The following is a 16336-nucleotide window of genomic DNA, read 5'->3' as shown; positions in this document are numbered from 1 at the left end:
TTCTTAGCTTAGCAACTGCTTTTGATTTTTTTAGAGCTAGCGCACAATTTATTGTGCTAAAAATATAATCTATACACGCTAATCGCCTAACAATTAATCGTTTTTAACATACTCTTAACATGGTTATTTATTTGTACATAAAACATACCATTATGTGGATAACCAATAGTAGCTTGTATTAACTTTATTATTAGTTAGTACATTTTTTCATCTATATAGAGTGAAAAAGGAAATAAAAATGGCTTTTAAAAATCAAAACAGCGCAAGTGAGTATTGGAATGAAAATATAAAACTCGTCCTGACTCTGCTTGCAATCTGGGCACTGGTCTCCTTTGGTTGTGGAATTTTATTAGTAGATATTCTCAACGATATTACCTTTATGGGCTTTAAATTGGGATTTTGGTTTGCTCAACAAGGTTCTATGTATGTATTTGTCGCACTTATTTTTGTCTACGTGGCAAAAGCAAATGCATTAGATGAAAAATATGGTGTTCACGAAGATTAAGGATAATAAGCATGGATGTTCAAGCATTAACCTATTTAATTGTGGGTCTCACTTTTGCACTCTATATTGGTATCGCAATTTGGTCTCGCGCAGGCACAACAAAAGAGTTTTATGTTGCAGGTGGCGGTGTCCACCCCGTTGTTAACGGTATGGCAACCGCTGCGGATTGGATGTCAGCGGCATCCTTTATCTCACTAGCTGGTATTGTCTCATTTGTTGGTTATGATGGTGCGGTATACCTAATGGGCTGGACGGGAGGCTATGTGTTACTGGCGCTATTAATGGCACCCTATCTGCGTAAATTCGGCAAGTTTACTGTACCTGATTTTATTGGAGACCGTTACTATTCACAAACGGCTCGTACCGTTGCTGTATTTTGCGCTATTTTTATCTGCTTCACCTATATCGCAGGGCAAATGCGGGGTGTTGGCGTGGTCTTTTCACGCTTCCTCGAAGTGGACGTCAATACGGGTGTTTATATCGGCATGGCGGTTGTATTCTTTTATGCCGTGCTCGGCGGTATGAAAGGGATCACCTACACCCAAGTCGCACAATATTGTGTTTTGATTTTTGCCTTTATGGTGCCAGCTATTTTTCTATCGGTAATGATGACTGGCCATATCCTTCCTCAATTAGGATTTGGATCCGAACTCATTGATGCAGCGGGTAATAGCACAGGCATTTTTTTACTCGATAAACTTGATGGTTTATCCACAGAATTGGGCTTTGCACAGTATACTGAAGGGGCAAAAAGTACCATTGATGTGTTCTTTATTACTGGTGCATTAATGTTTGGTACGGCTGGTTTACCTCATGTTATCGTCCGCTTTTTCACTGTACCACGGGTTAAAGATGCGCGCAGCTCTGCGGGCTGGGCATTAGTCTTCATCGCGATAATGTACACAACCATCCCAGCGTTAGCGGCCTTTTCTCGTGTTAATATGATTAACACCATCAATGGGCCTGACGGTCAAGGTGTTGCCTATTCAGAGGCTCCTAGCTGGATTAAAAGTTGGGAGAAAACGGGTTTAATCACATTTGATGATAAAAACAGTGATGGCAAAATGTTTTATACAAAAGGCGATGCCAATGAGATGAAAATAGACCGCGATATTATCGTCTTGGCGACACCTGAAATTGCCGATTTACCAGCTTGGGTAATCGCCTTAGTTGCTGCGGGAGGCCTTGCTGCTGCACTATCCACGTCGGCGGGATTATTACTGGTTATTTCAACTTCCGTTTCCCATGACCTATTGAAGAAAAACTTTTTACCGAATATCTCCGATAAAAAAGAGCTCCTCTTCGCGCGTTTGGCGGCGGCGATTGGTATTGTCGTTGCGGGATACTTTGGTATTCATCCTCCTGGTTTTGTGGCTGCGGTGGTCGCTATTGCCTTTGGTCTTGCAGCATCCTCTCTCTTCCCAGCCATTACGATGGGGATTTTTTCTAAAAAGATGAATAAAGAGGGCGCGATTGCCGGGATGGTAGCAGGCTTAAGCTTTACCGCTATCTACATCATTTACTTTAAATTTGTTAACCCTGCTGGCAACATACCCGATAACTGGTTATTTGGTATTTCTCCAGAAGGGATTGGCATGCTCGGGATGGTGGTCAACTTTATAGTGGCAATTATCGTATGCAAAATGACGGCTGTCGTACCACTGGCAGTTCAAGATATGGTCGAATCAATCCGTTTCCCTAAAGGAGCGGGCGATGCGCATGACCATTAGTCGCTAAGGATAAAAGCGCTGCGGCGCTTTTTTATGTAAATAAATGGGGGGAATGATGGATAGTAGTGAACTGCAACCCGTACATGAATTTATTGCCAAAATTCCCCCCTTCGATTCGTTGGATACGGCACAGATCAATCAAACTTGCCTTGCGCTCAAAGTTGTCTACTACAGCAAAAATGAGCAATTGGTTCACGTCGATAGCAATCCCTCACAACTTTATATTGTCCGCACGGGTGCCTTTGAAGTTGTCACCCCGAAAGGAGAATTAATTGATCGCATTTCCGATGGGCAATACTTTGGTTTTAGTGGCATGCTTTCTGGTGAAAAAGTCGTTAATAAAGTACGTATCCTCGAAGATGGTTTAGTCTATATTTTACCGCAACAAGCCTTTGATCAGCTGCGCGCAAATTGCTATGCCTTTGACCGTTTTTTTAATCAAGCCTTTGCGCAACGCATTCGTCACCAGGGCGCTATCAATAGTGAAAAAATGTCGAGCAATCGTATCGACAATTTACTCTGTAAGAAGATTATTGCATTGAATAGCCAAGCCACCATCTATCAAGCCGCACAACAGATGTCAGAAAACCGCGTTTCCTCGCTATTAATCATTGATAATGAAAAATTAGTCGGTATTTTAACCGATAAAGATTTACGTAATCGTGTACTTGCACGAGGTTTAAATGGTGAGATTAGTATCGCAGAGGTGATGACGAAAGAGCCACAAACACTGCCCGCTAACGCTTTGGTTTTTGAAGCGATATTAACCATGAGTGAGAATAACATTCACCATCTGCCAATTGTTGCACAGGAGCAAGTCATTGGTATGCTTAGTAGCACCGATTTAATGCGCAATCAAAGCTCGCAACCAATTTTATTAATGGCGCAAATTAATAAGCAGAATAGGTTATCTGAACTTGTTAAGGTCAGCCAACAAATACCTATGCTACTGCAAAACCTCATTAGTAGTGATGCCAAACCCCATGAGATTGGCCGCACTTTAACAACGGTGACTGATAGTTTAACACGACGTTTAATCACCCTCGCACAGGACTCTTTAGGCATTGCGCCAGTGCCCTTTTGTTGGCTAGCATTTGGCTCACAGGCGCGTCAAGATCAAGCCGCGGGCTCGGATCAAGACAATGCCCTATTACTCGCCAGAGAGCTCGATAATGAGGAAAAAATCTATTTTCAGCAACTCGCCAAAATGGTCTGCGATGGTTTAAATGCCTGCGGTTTCCCCTATTGCCCGGGTGAAATTATGGCTAGCAATGAAAAGTGGCAAAAATCCTTGCAACAATGGCAACAAGCTTTTCGCGATTGGATACGAACCCCACAACCCAAAGCGTTATTACATGCTTCTATCTTTTTTGATATGCGCGCTATTTTCGGCCCTCAGGAATTATTTACTCAACTACAAAACAGTGTGTTAGCAGAAACCAAAGGAAATGATATATTTCTAGCGGCCATGACCAGTACCGCACTGGATCGCAGTCCACCTTTGGGTTTCTTCCGTGATTTTGTCGTTGAGCGGGATGGACGTGAGGTCAAGGGAATTGATTTAAAACACCGAGGCAACGCCTTGATTAACGATATTGTACGCGTTTACGCATTATCCATAGGATCTAAAGAAGTAAGCACACACAAACGCCTTGAAGCGCTATTGAAGAATGATCAACTCAACCATCAAGATGTGAAAAATTTACGTGATGCCAGTGAGTTTATCGCTCATCAACGTCTTGCCAATCAAGGCGAACAGTTTAGTAATAATCTTCCCATCAACAATTACCTACGACCGGATAGTCTCTCCTCGCTGAGTCGTCATCAATTAAAAGCGGCCTTTAAAATTGTTCATGAAGCACAAGTCGGTCTTAAATTAAAATTTTTAAGGCTGTATTAATGTTTAGCCTCTGCTCCATTGCCCTCGATATTCGTTGGCAAAAGTGGTCACTCAAATCCCTTCACTTGCAGCGCTATTACGACGCCCTGTTTGACCAACTTAAAACTCCCATTGCCCTAATACCGCTAGTGGCCATTGATTTAGAGATGACGGGCCTCAACAGTAAACAGGATCAAATTGTCAGCATTGCCGTTGTACCAATTATTGATGGGCAAATCCAACTTAATCAAGCGAAGCAACGCTTACTTAGAATTACAGGCAGTGTCGGGCAGAGTGCCACTATTCATGGCTTGCTTGACAAAGATCTTGATAGCGCCCTCTCATTAGAAGAGGCGATATATTGGTTACTCGATGAGATACAAGGAAAAGTCATTATCGCCCACCATGCGCCATTAGATCTTAGTTTTATAGAAACTGCCATAGAACAAGTATTGCATGAAAAATGTAAACTCTTTGCCATCGACACACTACAGATAGAGCGGCAACGACTGTTACGGCAACAGGATCATATTCAACAGGGAGAGTTACGTTTGGGGAGTGTTCGTCATCGCTACAATTTACCTATTTATAACGCCCACAATGCTTTAATTGATGCGCTCGCTTGTGCAGAACTTTTTTTAGCGCAATTGAGTCAGTTAGGTGATAAACAAAAAATAAAGGTAATAGAGCTGCTAAAATGACAAAGGGCCTAATAGGCCCTTTTTATATTGGTATAAAGAGGTGAAATTAACCCGCCCAAGAGTCGCGTAATGCAACGGTGCGGTTAAAGACTAAATGGTCAGCAGTTGACTCTTTACTATCGGCACAGAAATACCCTTCACGCTCAAATTGGTACGCTTTTTCCGCTTCAGCCTGCGCTAATCCAATTTCAACAAAACCTTGTTTAATAACTAAAGATTTTGGGTTTAGCACCTCATGAACATCTTCCGCAGCGCCAGGGTTAGCAACTAAAAACAGACGTTCATAAATACGGAATTCGGCAGCATGGTTCGATGTTGCATCAACCCAATGAATAACTCCTTTCACTTTACGACCATCACTTGGGTTTTTACCTAGTGTTTCAGGATCATATGTACAGTGAATTTCGGTGATATTGCCCGCATCGTCTTTTACAACATTTTCCGCTTTAATCACATAGGCATTACGTAAACGCACTTCTTTGCCTAACACTAAACGTTTGTAATGTTTGTTAGCACTCTCTTTGAAATCTTCTCTATCAATATAGAGCTGCGCAGAGAAAGGTAAAGTACGCGTTCCCATGCTTTCATCTTTCGGATGCGCAGGTGCAATTAACTGTTCGCTTTGATTTTCATCGTAGTTAGTGATGATCACCTTAACGGGATCAATCACCGCCATTGCACGTGGTGCATTTGATTCTAGATTTTCACGTACACAGGCTTCTAAAGAGGCAAATTCGACGGTATTTTCCTGCTTGGTTACACCAATACGTTTTGAAAATTCACGCAAAGAGGCAGCAGGATAACCACGACGACGCATGCCCGAAATAGTCGGCATACGAGGATCATCCCAACCGCTTACAATTTTTTCAGTCACCAAGGCATTCAGTTTACGTTTCGAGGTTAAGGTATATTGTAAATTTAAACGCGAAAACTCAATTTGACGCGGTTTACAAGCAATGCTGATATTGGCTAACACCCAATCGTATAATGGGCGATGATCTTCAAATTCTAAGGTACATAAACTATGAGTGATCCCTTCTATTGCATCCGAAATACAATGAGTAAAATCATACATCGGATAAATACACCATTTATCACCCGTTTGGTGGTGATGTGCGAAACGGATACGGTAAATCACTGGATCACGCATTTTCATATTCGGTGATGCCATGTCGATTTTTGCACGCAGCATCAAGCTACCTTCGGCAAATTCACCGGCACGCATACGCGCGAAAAGATCTAAACTTTCGCTAATCGGACGATTGCGGAATGGGCTATCTTTACCCGGTGACGTTAACGTACCCCGGTATTCGCGAGTTTGTTCCGCGTTAAGCTCACAAACATAGGCTTTATCATTTTCTATCAGTTCAACGGCATAATTATAAAGCTGTTCAAAATAATCAGAGGAGTAGCGAACATCGCCAGCCCATTGAAAACCTAACCATAGTACATCTTTTTCAATGGCAGCAACATAATCGGCATCTTCCTTAAGCGGATTAGTATCGTCAAAACGTAGGTTACAAAGCGCATTAGGATAATCTTCAGCGATACCAAAATTCAAGCAGATAGATTTTGCATGACCGATATGTAAATAGCCATTTGGCTCAGGAGGAAAGCGTGTCTGGATAGACTTATGTTTACCCGTTCAAGATCTTCATCGATAATATTGCGAATAAAATTGCTTGGGCTAGTTTCCAGCGTAGTCATTACTTACCTCTAAAATAGTAAAATCAAAAAATAGAAGCAATCATCGTATATTAGCAGCTGAATCTCAAGCAAAATAAAGAGAAAACAGCAATCAACGGAGTCAGTTGCTGATATTTAAGCTTACACATTGTTGATATTGGGTTAACCAACAAATACGCGCGGCAGGAAGGTTTGGCTATATTGCATATTCAACGGCTTTCTGAGCATGCAGCGCAGTGGTATCAAGAAGCATCACCTTGCTATCCGTTTGCTTAACTAACATGGCAATTTCCGTACAACCAAGGATCACCGCTTGCGCACCTTGACTTGCTAAATCGTCAATAATACGCAAGTATTCAGCTCTGGAAGCGGCAATAGTTTTCCCTAGACAAAGCTCTTCATAGATAACGCGATGGACAATATCACGGTCACCTTGCTCTGGAATGACAACCGTTAAACCGTAATTATCGCTTAAACGGCTTTTATAAAAATCTTCTTCCATGGTAAAGCGGGTACCAAGTAAACCGACTTTAGTAACCCCTCTTTTAACCAACTCCTGCGCGGTTGCATCGGCGATATGGAGCAGGGGAATATCAATCGCTTCTTCTATTTGTTGTGCGACTTTATGCATGGTGTTGGTACAAATAAGTAAAAAATCCGCACCACCCGCTTGCACATTTTTCGCGGCAGCAATCAGTATATCGGCAGTGCCTTGCCAATCCCCCACATGCTGCCGTTTTTCGATGGGCTCGAAATCAACGCTATACATGATGATTTTGGCGGAATGCAGGCCGCCAAGAGAGGCTTTTACCCCCTCATTAATCGCGCGGTAATAGCTAATCGAGCTTTCCCAGCTCATTCCTGCTAACAGTCCAATCGTTTTCATATTACCTCTCTCATTATCACAAATAGCTTAAATAGGCTCATCCGGTGTGATTATTTAACGACCCACTGCCCTGAGCTATTTTCAATGTATTGTCCCGGTGCCGTTTTGCTAATGGTTTTATCGCCAGCGAGAATCGCCACTTGCTCTAACGACATACTATTTTTTGCTGCTATTTTTTTATATTCAACTAAGCGTTTTTCATTAATCTCTTTAACTAATGTCGCGGCCTCTGATGACTCTTTAACCACGCCCAATAGGCCATTTTTTTTCTCTCCAATAAGGCCTAGTTCCTTCGCCTCTGACAAGTCCAATGCCAATGCCGAAAAACTCATTAATAAACTCAATAGTAATGCTAACTTTTTCATTTGCTCTCCTTAATCTATCTATTATTTACTTTAAAACAAGCCACTATCTTCTTCAAATAGGGAATCTAATTCTTTGTCTACTTTCACTCGGATTTCATGGTCTATTTTCACATTTAAATTAATGGTGATCGGCTCATTAGGCATCGCTAACTCGACCCGGGGCGTACAAGCGGCGAGCATCAGCGATAACACGGCCACCAGCATATTCAATTTTTTAAGCACTAATAGTTCTCCTTGATTTGGCGTATTAATTGGTCATTAAAACGCAAACTTTTAAGCAATTTTAAAATATTCTCTTGGTGTGAATAATTAAAGTTAATAGGTTGTACGCCAGTCACGGTTGGGTTACTCCCTTTTAGCTTGATGTTGATTACACTTTCACCATCAGCAGTATAACCGATTACCCCCTGTAATGTATCAAATTGAAAGTCCGATAATAATTGCATCGTGACTGATAATGCCGGATTCGCCTTGCCCATCGCAGTAACAACCGTACTTTCTGGTACTTTAATAAAACCACCAGGGGGACGAGCAAAAACAGCGCCATTTTCAATCGACATTCCCTGCTCAGTCAAAGAAAAAGGCAACATGCCATCAATCACCCCTTTGCTATCAATCTCTGGGTAAGCACTATATTTAATTATCTCACTCAACTCTATTCCGGCAATATTTATCTGCGTGTGGCTCGGTGCATGTACCGCAAAATCATCAAAATCAACGCGTCCACCTAACAATCGCGCTTTAAAATGGTTAACAATCGCGTCACCACCATTTAATTGTGCATCCAATTGGATGGCCTGAATCGGCAAGCCGACAAATAGATTATCTACATTTATCTTTTGCTTATCAGATAAAACCGTCAACTTATCCCCTGCTAATAGATAATCTAGTTCACTATCCGCAGAGACACCATCAAAGAGAATATTTTCATATTGTCCGGCTAACTCTAGTACGTTAACAGCACTTTTAATGGCCGCCTGTTTTCTTTCTAAGTCGTATTGCGCAGACAAGGCAATCTTAATATCCCCCTCCTTCACCTCGAGTAAAGCAATCTCTGGAAGGTAAGTTCGTAATGCTTCAAAGATACTTTTGACTGATAACGTTTGCTCTGCCATCGTTAATTGCACGTTATTTTTAGCATAGTCAATATGCCCAGTGAACGCTTGATTTAATAACGCCAATCGATAATCCATTTGCAATTTTTGTGCAGAGCCTTGCCCCTCGATGGCCATAAAAACGGCGGGAAGTTTCTGTTTATCAATGCGTATTCGCTGACTTTTCCCGCGTGCGACTTGTGTTAATAAATTGCTTTTACCTATTCGTAATTGCAGCGCTAATCCATGTAGCGACAAATCACTGAAATTGAGCAGTGCTGGCTGCGCTAATGCGAGTTTAATATAAGATGTTTGCCATATTTTTTTATCGTTAAGAGGATAATTTAAATCGGCTAGATCAATATCTAACACAGTGATCTGCACCTGCTCTGTTAATAAGTTAAGTTTACCAGTGAAGTCAACACGCACCTGTTCAGCGATATTATCTAACTTATCGCTATGCTTAACGGTTAACATGCCTTGCTGCCAAGTATTTAGATTCGTCGTGTATACAAGGTTAAGTTGACTTGGCAAATATCGCTGCAATGCCTTATCAATGGAGATAAAATGATTGAGCTTAGCCACGTTGATATGGCTATCAATATGCATATCATGATTGGTTAAATTGAGTTTTAACATGGCGGTGAACAGATCTGATGTTAAATTAATATGCAGTTGTTGCGCTTTTTTTTCAATCTCCACCGCGACAGACAAGCTATTGGTTATATTTAGCGTACTCAGTTTCAACTCATGAATACGAATATTACTATCGGGTAAACCGTGTAAAAAAGCGATAAACGCTGCAATCTGTTTATCTATCACACTTTTTTGAGCCACTAATAGAGACGCTTTGGGTTGCTTCACTGTGACTACTTTTTCAGTTTGCTTGATTGGACAGTCGAGATCCCAACTTATACTTGCAATGTCTCCTGTGAGTTGACCTTGCTGATTGTTAATGTGAATCGAGTGAATTTGATTTTGTGGGCAATCTTGATTAGGAATTATTCGCTCAACATCACCATTAAAAAAAGGAAGATTGATAGCGAATGGCTTAGCTGGCGATTGAGCATAAGCCAAAGTCGGGGTCGTCAGTATAAATAAAGCCGTTAATAAATAACACCTTACTTTCTGACTAATGATCACAATAGGTTACTGCCCCCATTCGATAATACCATCTATATCCCCCCCATTTTCACTGACGATTAACCATTTAATATGTTTTGCTCGCATGATCTCTTCCGCTTCGGTTAAGCGCGTATTTTGCGAAATAAACGTCGGGGAAGTATTCATTAAATCTTTTGCTAAACACGCCGTGATGGGTTTTCCTGAGATAAGAAAACGACGAACATCGCCATCGGTAATGACACCTTGTAGCTTTTCATTTTGCATAACCAAGGCGAGACCAGTACGTGTTTCCGTCATCACCATCAGAGCATCGGTCAATGAGGTATCGCAATCAACAAAGGGTAAGTTCTCACTACGCATCTCATCTTTAACAAAAGTGAGTAAACGCTTACCAAGACTGCCTCCGGGATGAAATTTAGCAAAGTCCATCGGACTAAATTTTCTTTCCAAAGTTAAGGTTGACGCTAACGCATCACCAATCACCAAGGTTAATGTGGTCGAGGTGGTCGGCGCTAAATTATTGGGGCATGTCTCTTTTTCAACACTAGCATCTAATACCACGTCGGAATTTTTTGCTAAGGTGGAATCCATACCACCAGTAATAGAGATGATCTTATTACCAAAATGCTGAATCGAGGGGATAATTTTTAACAACTCATCGGTTTCACCGCTATAGGAGATAAGCAGTAAAAGATCATCGGCCATGATCATGCCTAAATCGCCATGAAAAGCTTCACCGGGGTGCATAAAAAAAGAAGGAGTACCCAGAGATGCCAATGAAGCTGATATTTTTTTACCAATATGGCCAGACTTTCCCATTCCACAGACTATGACACGCCCAGTGCAATTTTTCATTAACAGAAGCGCCTGAATATATTCATCGCCCACTTCTTTACTACGTAGTGAAATAGCGGCACTTTGCACATCAAAAACAGTACGAACTTCTTGAATTAGTTCTGCTTTAGAAAGAGATAGTTCTGTCATAAGAACACCTTAAATGAAAAGGTTGAGATTGGTATTGATAGAAAAAAGATGGTCGGTATGAAAGGATTTGAACCTTCGACCCCTGCTCCCCCAGAGCAGTGCGCTACCAAGCTGCGCTACATACCGAATAATGAGGCAAGTCTAATAATATATTTATAAGATGCAATAGAAAATCACTAAAAAACGTTAAAAAATTACTATTTTTCAGAGAAGCCGCATAATACGGTTAGTAATTATGCAAAAATTGAACATTAAATAACAATGAGATACCTTATTCACAGGTACCTCATTGTTGAGTAGAATTAAGTTAAGCTGTTAGGCAATCAAACTCAACTAAGGTGTCAACATCGGCGTCGTAATCAACCCCATCTACGCCAAAACCAAATAGTTGTAAAAACTCTTCTTTATATTCTTTGTAATCCGTTAATTCAAATAGATTTTCTGTGGTTATTTGCGGCCACAAATCTTTACATGCTTGTTGTACATCATCACGCAATTCCCAATCATCTAAACGCAAACGGCGCATATCATCGGTTTCTGCTGCATGACTATCTTCTCGGTAAAGACGTGTATTGAATAGACGATAAATTTGCTCCATACAACCTTCATGCAGCCCTTTCTCTTTCATGATCTTAAAGACCATGGAGATATATAACGGCATAACTGGAATTGCTGAACTTGCTTGCGTTACAACACTTTTTTGTACTGCCACATAGGCTTCGCCTTGCAATGATGCGAGTTGCGCTTGAATAGCGGTTGCAGCACGATCTAAATCGACTTTCGCCTGTCCTAAAGCGCCATCCCAATAGATAGGCCAAGTTAACTCGGTACCAATGTATGAATAAGCAACGGTTTTAACGCCTTCTGCCAATACGCCAGCTTCTGCCAATGCATTTAACCAAAGTTCCCAATCTTGTCCGCCCATAACGGTAACCGTGTTAGCAACTTCTTCTGCGGTTGCAGGTTCAACGGAAGCTTCAATAATGCAATCTTTATTGGTATCAATCGCCGTTGATACATAGGTTTCACCAATAGGTTTTAAGCTTGAACGAACGATCTCACCCGTATCAGGTAATTTACGTACGGGTGCAGCAACGGAATAGATGACTGCATCAATTTGACCAAGATCTGCTTTGATCAATTCAATCACTTTTGCTTTCACTTCATGAGAGAAGGCATCGCCATTAACGCTTTTCGCATACAGGCCATCTGCTTTCGCTTGTTTTTCAAAGGCAGCACTGTTGTACCAGCCTGCAGAGCCGGGTTTCTTATCCGTTGCAGGTTTTTCAAAAAACACACCAATAGTGGCAGCATCAGAGCCATATGCAGCTGCAATACGAGAGGACATCCCGTAACCAGCAGAAGAGCCAATCACTAATACACGCTTAGGACCATTTGCAATTTTGCCCTGTTGTTTAGTGTATTCAATTTGTGTTTGAATATTCTTTTCACAACCCACTGGGTGAGTCGTTGTACAAATAAAGCCACGAATTTTTGGTTTAATGATCATAATATTTGCTCTTCTCTATATATTAATTCAATCTGTTAATCAGATGATTTTGGTTAATGGGGGGTAATATACACTTTTTTTTTAATGGCTCAAAATAAGTGCATTAAGGCTTAATCACCCGAGGCAATTCACCACTTAACCCCATCGCTTGTTTTATAAATTGTTTTTTAAGTGGCGTTGCCTTATCAGTCACGACTAAAGCGACATCACGTAATAACTGTTGTAACGGATTATTCCCCTGAAATAACCGTTTTAATAACTCCATCGAAGCAATCATCTCTGTTGCCTCGGTTTTGCGCCAACGCTCAAAAAAGCGTAGATTCGCGTACGCACCAATATCTTTTTGCTCGGCACTATTCTGTAAAATAATTTGCTGCAAACTCAATGCATCAAGCAAACCTAAATTGACGCCTTGTCCCGCGAGTGGGTGAATGGTATGTGCAGCATCACCAATGAGTGCCACGCGATGTTGCGCAAAATCACGAGCATAGCGCATGGTCAAGGGATAATTGCCGATGTCACCCTGCAATGTGCAACTGCCGAGCTGGTTATCAAAGGTTCGAGTTAACGCCTTATTAAACTCCTCAGCTGGCAGTGTTAACAAATGTTGCGCCTTTTCTGGCGGGACCGACCAGACGATAGAGCAGATATTTTGCTCAAAAAGCGGTAAAAATGCCAACGGCCCTTCAGAGGTGAATATCTGCCGAGCACAATGAGCATGGGGTAACTCTGTTTTCACCGTCGCGACTAAGGCATGGTGATTATAATCCCAGTGAACGAGCGGAATATCCATTTTTTTACGTAACCATGAATTTGCACCATCGGCTCCGACAATTAATTTGCAGGTTAAGGTATTGGCACTTTTTAAGGTTAGCCAAGCTTCCCCTTCTCCCATCGCAATATTGGTTAGTTGATCGGGGGCATATAGGGTAACGTTATGCTGTTTTTTTACGAATTGTAATAATGCTGCTTGAATTTGATTATTTTCAATAATGTAGCCAAGCTCACAGCAATCAACTTGCTGCGCATTAAAGTCTATTTTTGCAAAGCTATCCTTCTCCCAGACATGCATGCTGTCATAGGCGGTCACACGTTGCGGATCAATTTGTTGCCAAATTCCAATTTTTTCGAAAATAGCACGGCTAGCATAACTAATCGCACTCACTCGATTACTCGGTTCAATCGTTAATGGTTGGTCATTATGCGCTTCAATTAGGGCTATTGATATTGAACTATCGGCAAGGGATGCCGCTAACGTTAGCCCAACGATGCCCCCTCCGACTATCGCTAAATCATAGGATTGCATCATGCGTTGTGGTCTCGACTAAATAAATTAAATTGCCCTTTTGCTTGTTTCACAATAGGCATTGATAATGAAGGAATAGCACTCATTGCTTGCAGTGCTATGTTACGGCCGATAATAAATGGCAAGCTGCTATTTGCAAACACCCGCACTATCGAATCCGTCATCGCAATGGTTTTTTTATGATCTCTTTCTCGTGCTAACCAATAGTGATTAAGCATGGTAAAACGACCAATTTGCTCATTATTATCTAGTTCGGCAATAACGCGAGCCAATACATAAATATCACGCATTCCCAGATTAAAACCTTGCCCCATAACGGGGTGTAAGCTGTGCGCGGCATTACCGACACAGACTCCGCGATGAGTGACCGCTTTAGTTGTTTGGATCAAGGTCAGTGGATAAATATCACGTTTACCCACCTCCCTAAAAATACCCGCTCGATAACCAAATGCCTGTTGTAACTCAGCTAAAAAATCAGCATCATTTAGTGCAGACAATCTATCTACATCGACATTCGCCACGGACCAAACTAAGGAATAACGATTGTCTCGAAGCGGTAACAATGCAATGGGACCGAATTCAGTGAAACGTTCAAAGGCTTTATTGTGATGAGGTTCGCTACAGCGCAGATTGGCAATAATCGCACTGCAGTGATAATCTGAATGTTGCGCGGCAATACCGAGTAGCCCACGCGTCATACTATCGCCACCATCCGACGCAACAACCAATTGGCAACTTAATAACGGACCATTTTCAAACTGGCAAGTCGTTTTATCCGTATATTTTTCTATTGCCTGTAAACGGCTATCATACAGACGTGTTAACTCTGTATAACGTGCGAGCTGTTTATCAATAACGGCACCAACATCCTGCAACTCAACCACAAAACCAAAGGATTGTTTGTGTTTCCCTAACTGACTGTCGACGCTACACAAATCAACCATGCCACAACCTCCGCGATCGGAGATATGTATATCATCAATGGCCTGCGCATTAACACGCAACTCAGCCCACAAGCCAAGCTTTTCAAGCAACTCAACACTCCCTGCACTTAAGGCGATACTACGGGCATCAAATCCGGGGTGTTTACCCGTAACGGCACGAGCAGGGTTTTCATCAACTAAAGCAATACGCACCGTTGGTGAGCTTTTTAAAATAGCATAGGTAAGCAAACAGCCAACCATACCGGCACCAACAATAACAATATCGTAATCAAGTTCAGTCGATGCCTGCATGACTATTTTTTACCTTTTTTATTAGCGGCCATCAAGGCTTCAATTTCGTTAATATCCTTAGGTACGCTCGCCGTTAATACTTGCGCACCATGTGCGGTAATTAACACATCATCCTCAATACGAATGCCTATTCCTTTCCAGCAATCATCAACTTCAGCATCAAGACTAACATAGAGTCCCGGCTCGATGGTAACGACCATCCCCGCCTCAAGTGGACGTGGGGCTTCTAAGGAGCCATAACTGCCAACATCATGGACATCCAAGCCAATATAATGACCGATACCGTGCATATAGAAAGCTTTATAGGCCTCATCTTTAATCAGTTGCTCACTTTCACCCTGTAATAATCCCAGTTCAAGCAAACCATCCACCAACAATCGAATCGCATGCTTGTTAACATCGGCCATCGCCACGCCAGGTTTAAGCTGACTAATTGCGCTAATTTGCGTATCTAATACAAGTTGATAAAGCGTCGCTTGTTGTTCAGAAAAAACACCATTAACAGGAAAAGTACGGGTAATATCACCCGCATAATTTTGATATTCTGCGCCAGCATCAATCAACACTAAATCGCCATTATGTAGCTGCTTATTATTTTCGGTGTAGTGCAAAACACAGGCATGGTGCCCGCCAGCCACAATACTATTATAAGATTGTTGCGGTGACCCCTGCATGGCAAACTCATGCTCGATTTCTGCCTGTAATTGATATTCCCACATACCGGGATGGCAGCTCTGCATCGCACGAATATGGCCAGAAGCACTGATTTCAGCCGCCTCAGAGAGCAATTCAATTTCTAATTCTGACTTGAATAGACGCATTTCATGCAAAATAGCTAAGCTATCAAAAAAAGCAACAGGGGCGACACTACCGCGACGCGCACCGGCTCGTAAATGGTTAACCACACCACTCAAGGTGTCATACAATTGAGTATCTTGAAACATCGGGAAATAGAGGCCTGACAAGCCATTCATCAACGCTTGTAAGTGATGTTCAAATTCATTGACTTCATAGGCACTATCAAAGCCAAGATCACTCACGGCTGCACTTTGCCCAAGTCGATAGCCATGCCAAATTTCAGCACTTTTATCTTTTTTACGATTAAAAAGAATTGCTTGGTTTGCTTCGCTTTTCTTAATCAGTAATAGGTAGGCATCAGGTTCATTAAATCCTGTTAAATAATAAAAATCACTATTTTGTCGAAACGGGTACTCACAGTCATTATTACGTAGCTGCTCAGCCGCAGCAGGAAAAATAGCCATACTATTATCGCTCATTTGAGCTAAATAACGCGCTCTTCGCTCTTGAAATTCACTCATAATATCTCTTT

At 41.7% G+C, this 16336-nt stretch carries 13 protein-coding genes, 1 tRNA gene and 1 pseudogene; 4 read left to right on the top strand and 11 right to left on the bottom strand.

Going from position 1 to position 16336, the window contains the following annotated elements:
- The first annotated feature begins 238 nt into the window (after positions 1–238).
- The 4 genes from AB1A03_RS11005 to AB1A03_RS10990 are packed head-to-tail and all read left to right on the top strand — an operon-like array spanning position 239 to position 4815.
- Positions 239–505, top strand: a complete 267-nt coding sequence (locus AB1A03_RS11005) for a DUF4212 domain-containing protein (protein ID WP_354624696.1) — start codon at positions 239–241, stop codon at positions 503–505.
- Between the two features lie 11 nt (positions 506–516).
- On the top strand, positions 517–2235 hold the full coding sequence (locus AB1A03_RS11000; RefSeq protein ID WP_354624695.1) for a sodium:solute symporter family protein: 1719 nt from the start codon (positions 517–519) through the stop codon (positions 2233–2235).
- A gap of 55 nt (positions 2236–2290) precedes the next feature.
- Complete coding sequence (locus tag AB1A03_RS10995) at positions 2291–4135, top strand: DUF294 nucleotidyltransferase-like domain-containing protein (protein ID WP_354624694.1); 1845 nt, start codon at positions 2291–2293, stop codon at positions 4133–4135.
- On the top strand, positions 4135–4815 hold the full coding sequence (locus AB1A03_RS10990; protein ID WP_354624693.1) for an exonuclease domain-containing protein: 681 nt from the start codon (positions 4135–4137) through the stop codon (positions 4813–4815). Before AB1A03_RS10995 ends, AB1A03_RS10990 begins: the two co-directional genes overlap by 1 nt.
- A gap of 46 nt (positions 4816–4861) precedes the next feature.
- Here AB1A03_RS10990 and glnS read toward each other — a convergent pair.
- The 11 genes and pseudogenes from glnS to pepP all read right to left on the bottom strand — a co-directional run bounded on the left by glnS (position 4862) and on the right by pepP (position 16325).
- Positions 4862–6522 (bottom strand): annotated as a pseudogene (gene glnS / locus AB1A03_RS10985) (glutamine--tRNA ligase).
- A 175-nt stretch (positions 6523–6697) separates the two neighbouring features.
- On the bottom strand, positions 6698–7387 hold the full coding sequence (locus AB1A03_RS10980; protein ID WP_354624692.1) for an aspartate/glutamate racemase family protein: 690 nt from the start codon (positions 7385–7387) through the stop codon (positions 6698–6700).
- Between the two features lie 50 nt (positions 7388–7437).
- Positions 7438–7752, bottom strand: a complete 315-nt coding sequence (locus tag AB1A03_RS10975) for a YdbL family probable chaperone protein (RefSeq protein WP_354624691.1) — start codon at positions 7750–7752, stop codon at positions 7438–7440.
- A 30-nt stretch (positions 7753–7782) separates the two neighbouring features.
- On the bottom strand, positions 7783–7956 hold the full coding sequence (locus tag AB1A03_RS10970) for a YnbE family lipoprotein (RefSeq protein WP_354625299.1): 174 nt from the start codon (positions 7954–7956) through the stop codon (positions 7783–7785).
- Positions 7957–7973: 17 nt separating this feature from the next.
- Positions 7974–9989: an intermembrane phospholipid transport YdbH family protein gene (locus AB1A03_RS10965; RefSeq protein ID WP_354624690.1), complete on the bottom strand. Its 2016-nt coding sequence runs from the start codon at positions 9987–9989 to the stop codon at positions 7974–7976.
- 6 nt (positions 9990–9995) lie between these two features.
- Positions 9996–10955 carry a KpsF/GutQ family sugar-phosphate isomerase gene (locus AB1A03_RS10960; RefSeq protein ID WP_354624689.1) on the bottom strand — a complete coding sequence of 320 codons (960 nt, stop codon included), beginning with the start codon at positions 10953–10955 and terminating at the stop codon, positions 9996–9998.
- Between the two features lie 49 nt (positions 10956–11004).
- Positions 11005–11081, bottom strand: a tRNA-Pro gene (locus AB1A03_RS10955).
- A gap of 181 nt (positions 11082–11262) precedes the next feature.
- Positions 11263–12465 carry an enoyl-ACP reductase FabV gene (gene fabV, locus AB1A03_RS10950; protein WP_354624688.1) on the bottom strand — a complete coding sequence of 401 codons (1203 nt, stop codon included), beginning with the start codon at positions 12463–12465 and terminating at the stop codon, positions 11263–11265.
- Positions 12466–12568: 103 nt separating this feature from the next.
- Entirely contained in the window at positions 12569–13774 is a 1206-nt protein-coding gene (locus tag AB1A03_RS10945; RefSeq protein WP_354624687.1) for an FAD-dependent monooxygenase, read from the bottom strand.
- Positions 13771–15006 carry a 2-octaprenyl-6-methoxyphenyl hydroxylase gene (ubiH, locus tag AB1A03_RS10940; protein WP_354624686.1) on the bottom strand — a complete coding sequence of 412 codons (1236 nt, stop codon included), beginning with the start codon at positions 15004–15006 and terminating at the stop codon, positions 13771–13773. The genes AB1A03_RS10945 and ubiH overlap by 4 nt, the downstream gene beginning before the upstream one ends.
- A gap of 2 nt (positions 15007–15008) precedes the next feature.
- Positions 15009–16325, bottom strand: coding sequence for a Xaa-Pro aminopeptidase (gene pepP, locus AB1A03_RS10935; protein WP_354624685.1), 1317 nt, complete (start codon positions 16323–16325; stop codon positions 15009–15011).
- Between the last annotated feature and the right edge of the window lie 11 nt (positions 16326–16336).

The organism is Psychromonas sp. MME2 (genome assembly GCF_040566515.1).
In the GTDB taxonomy this organism is placed as follows: Bacteria; Pseudomonadota; Gammaproteobacteria; order Enterobacterales; family Psychromonadaceae; genus Psychromonas.
This window is presented reverse-complemented; position numbering and strand designations above follow the sequence as displayed.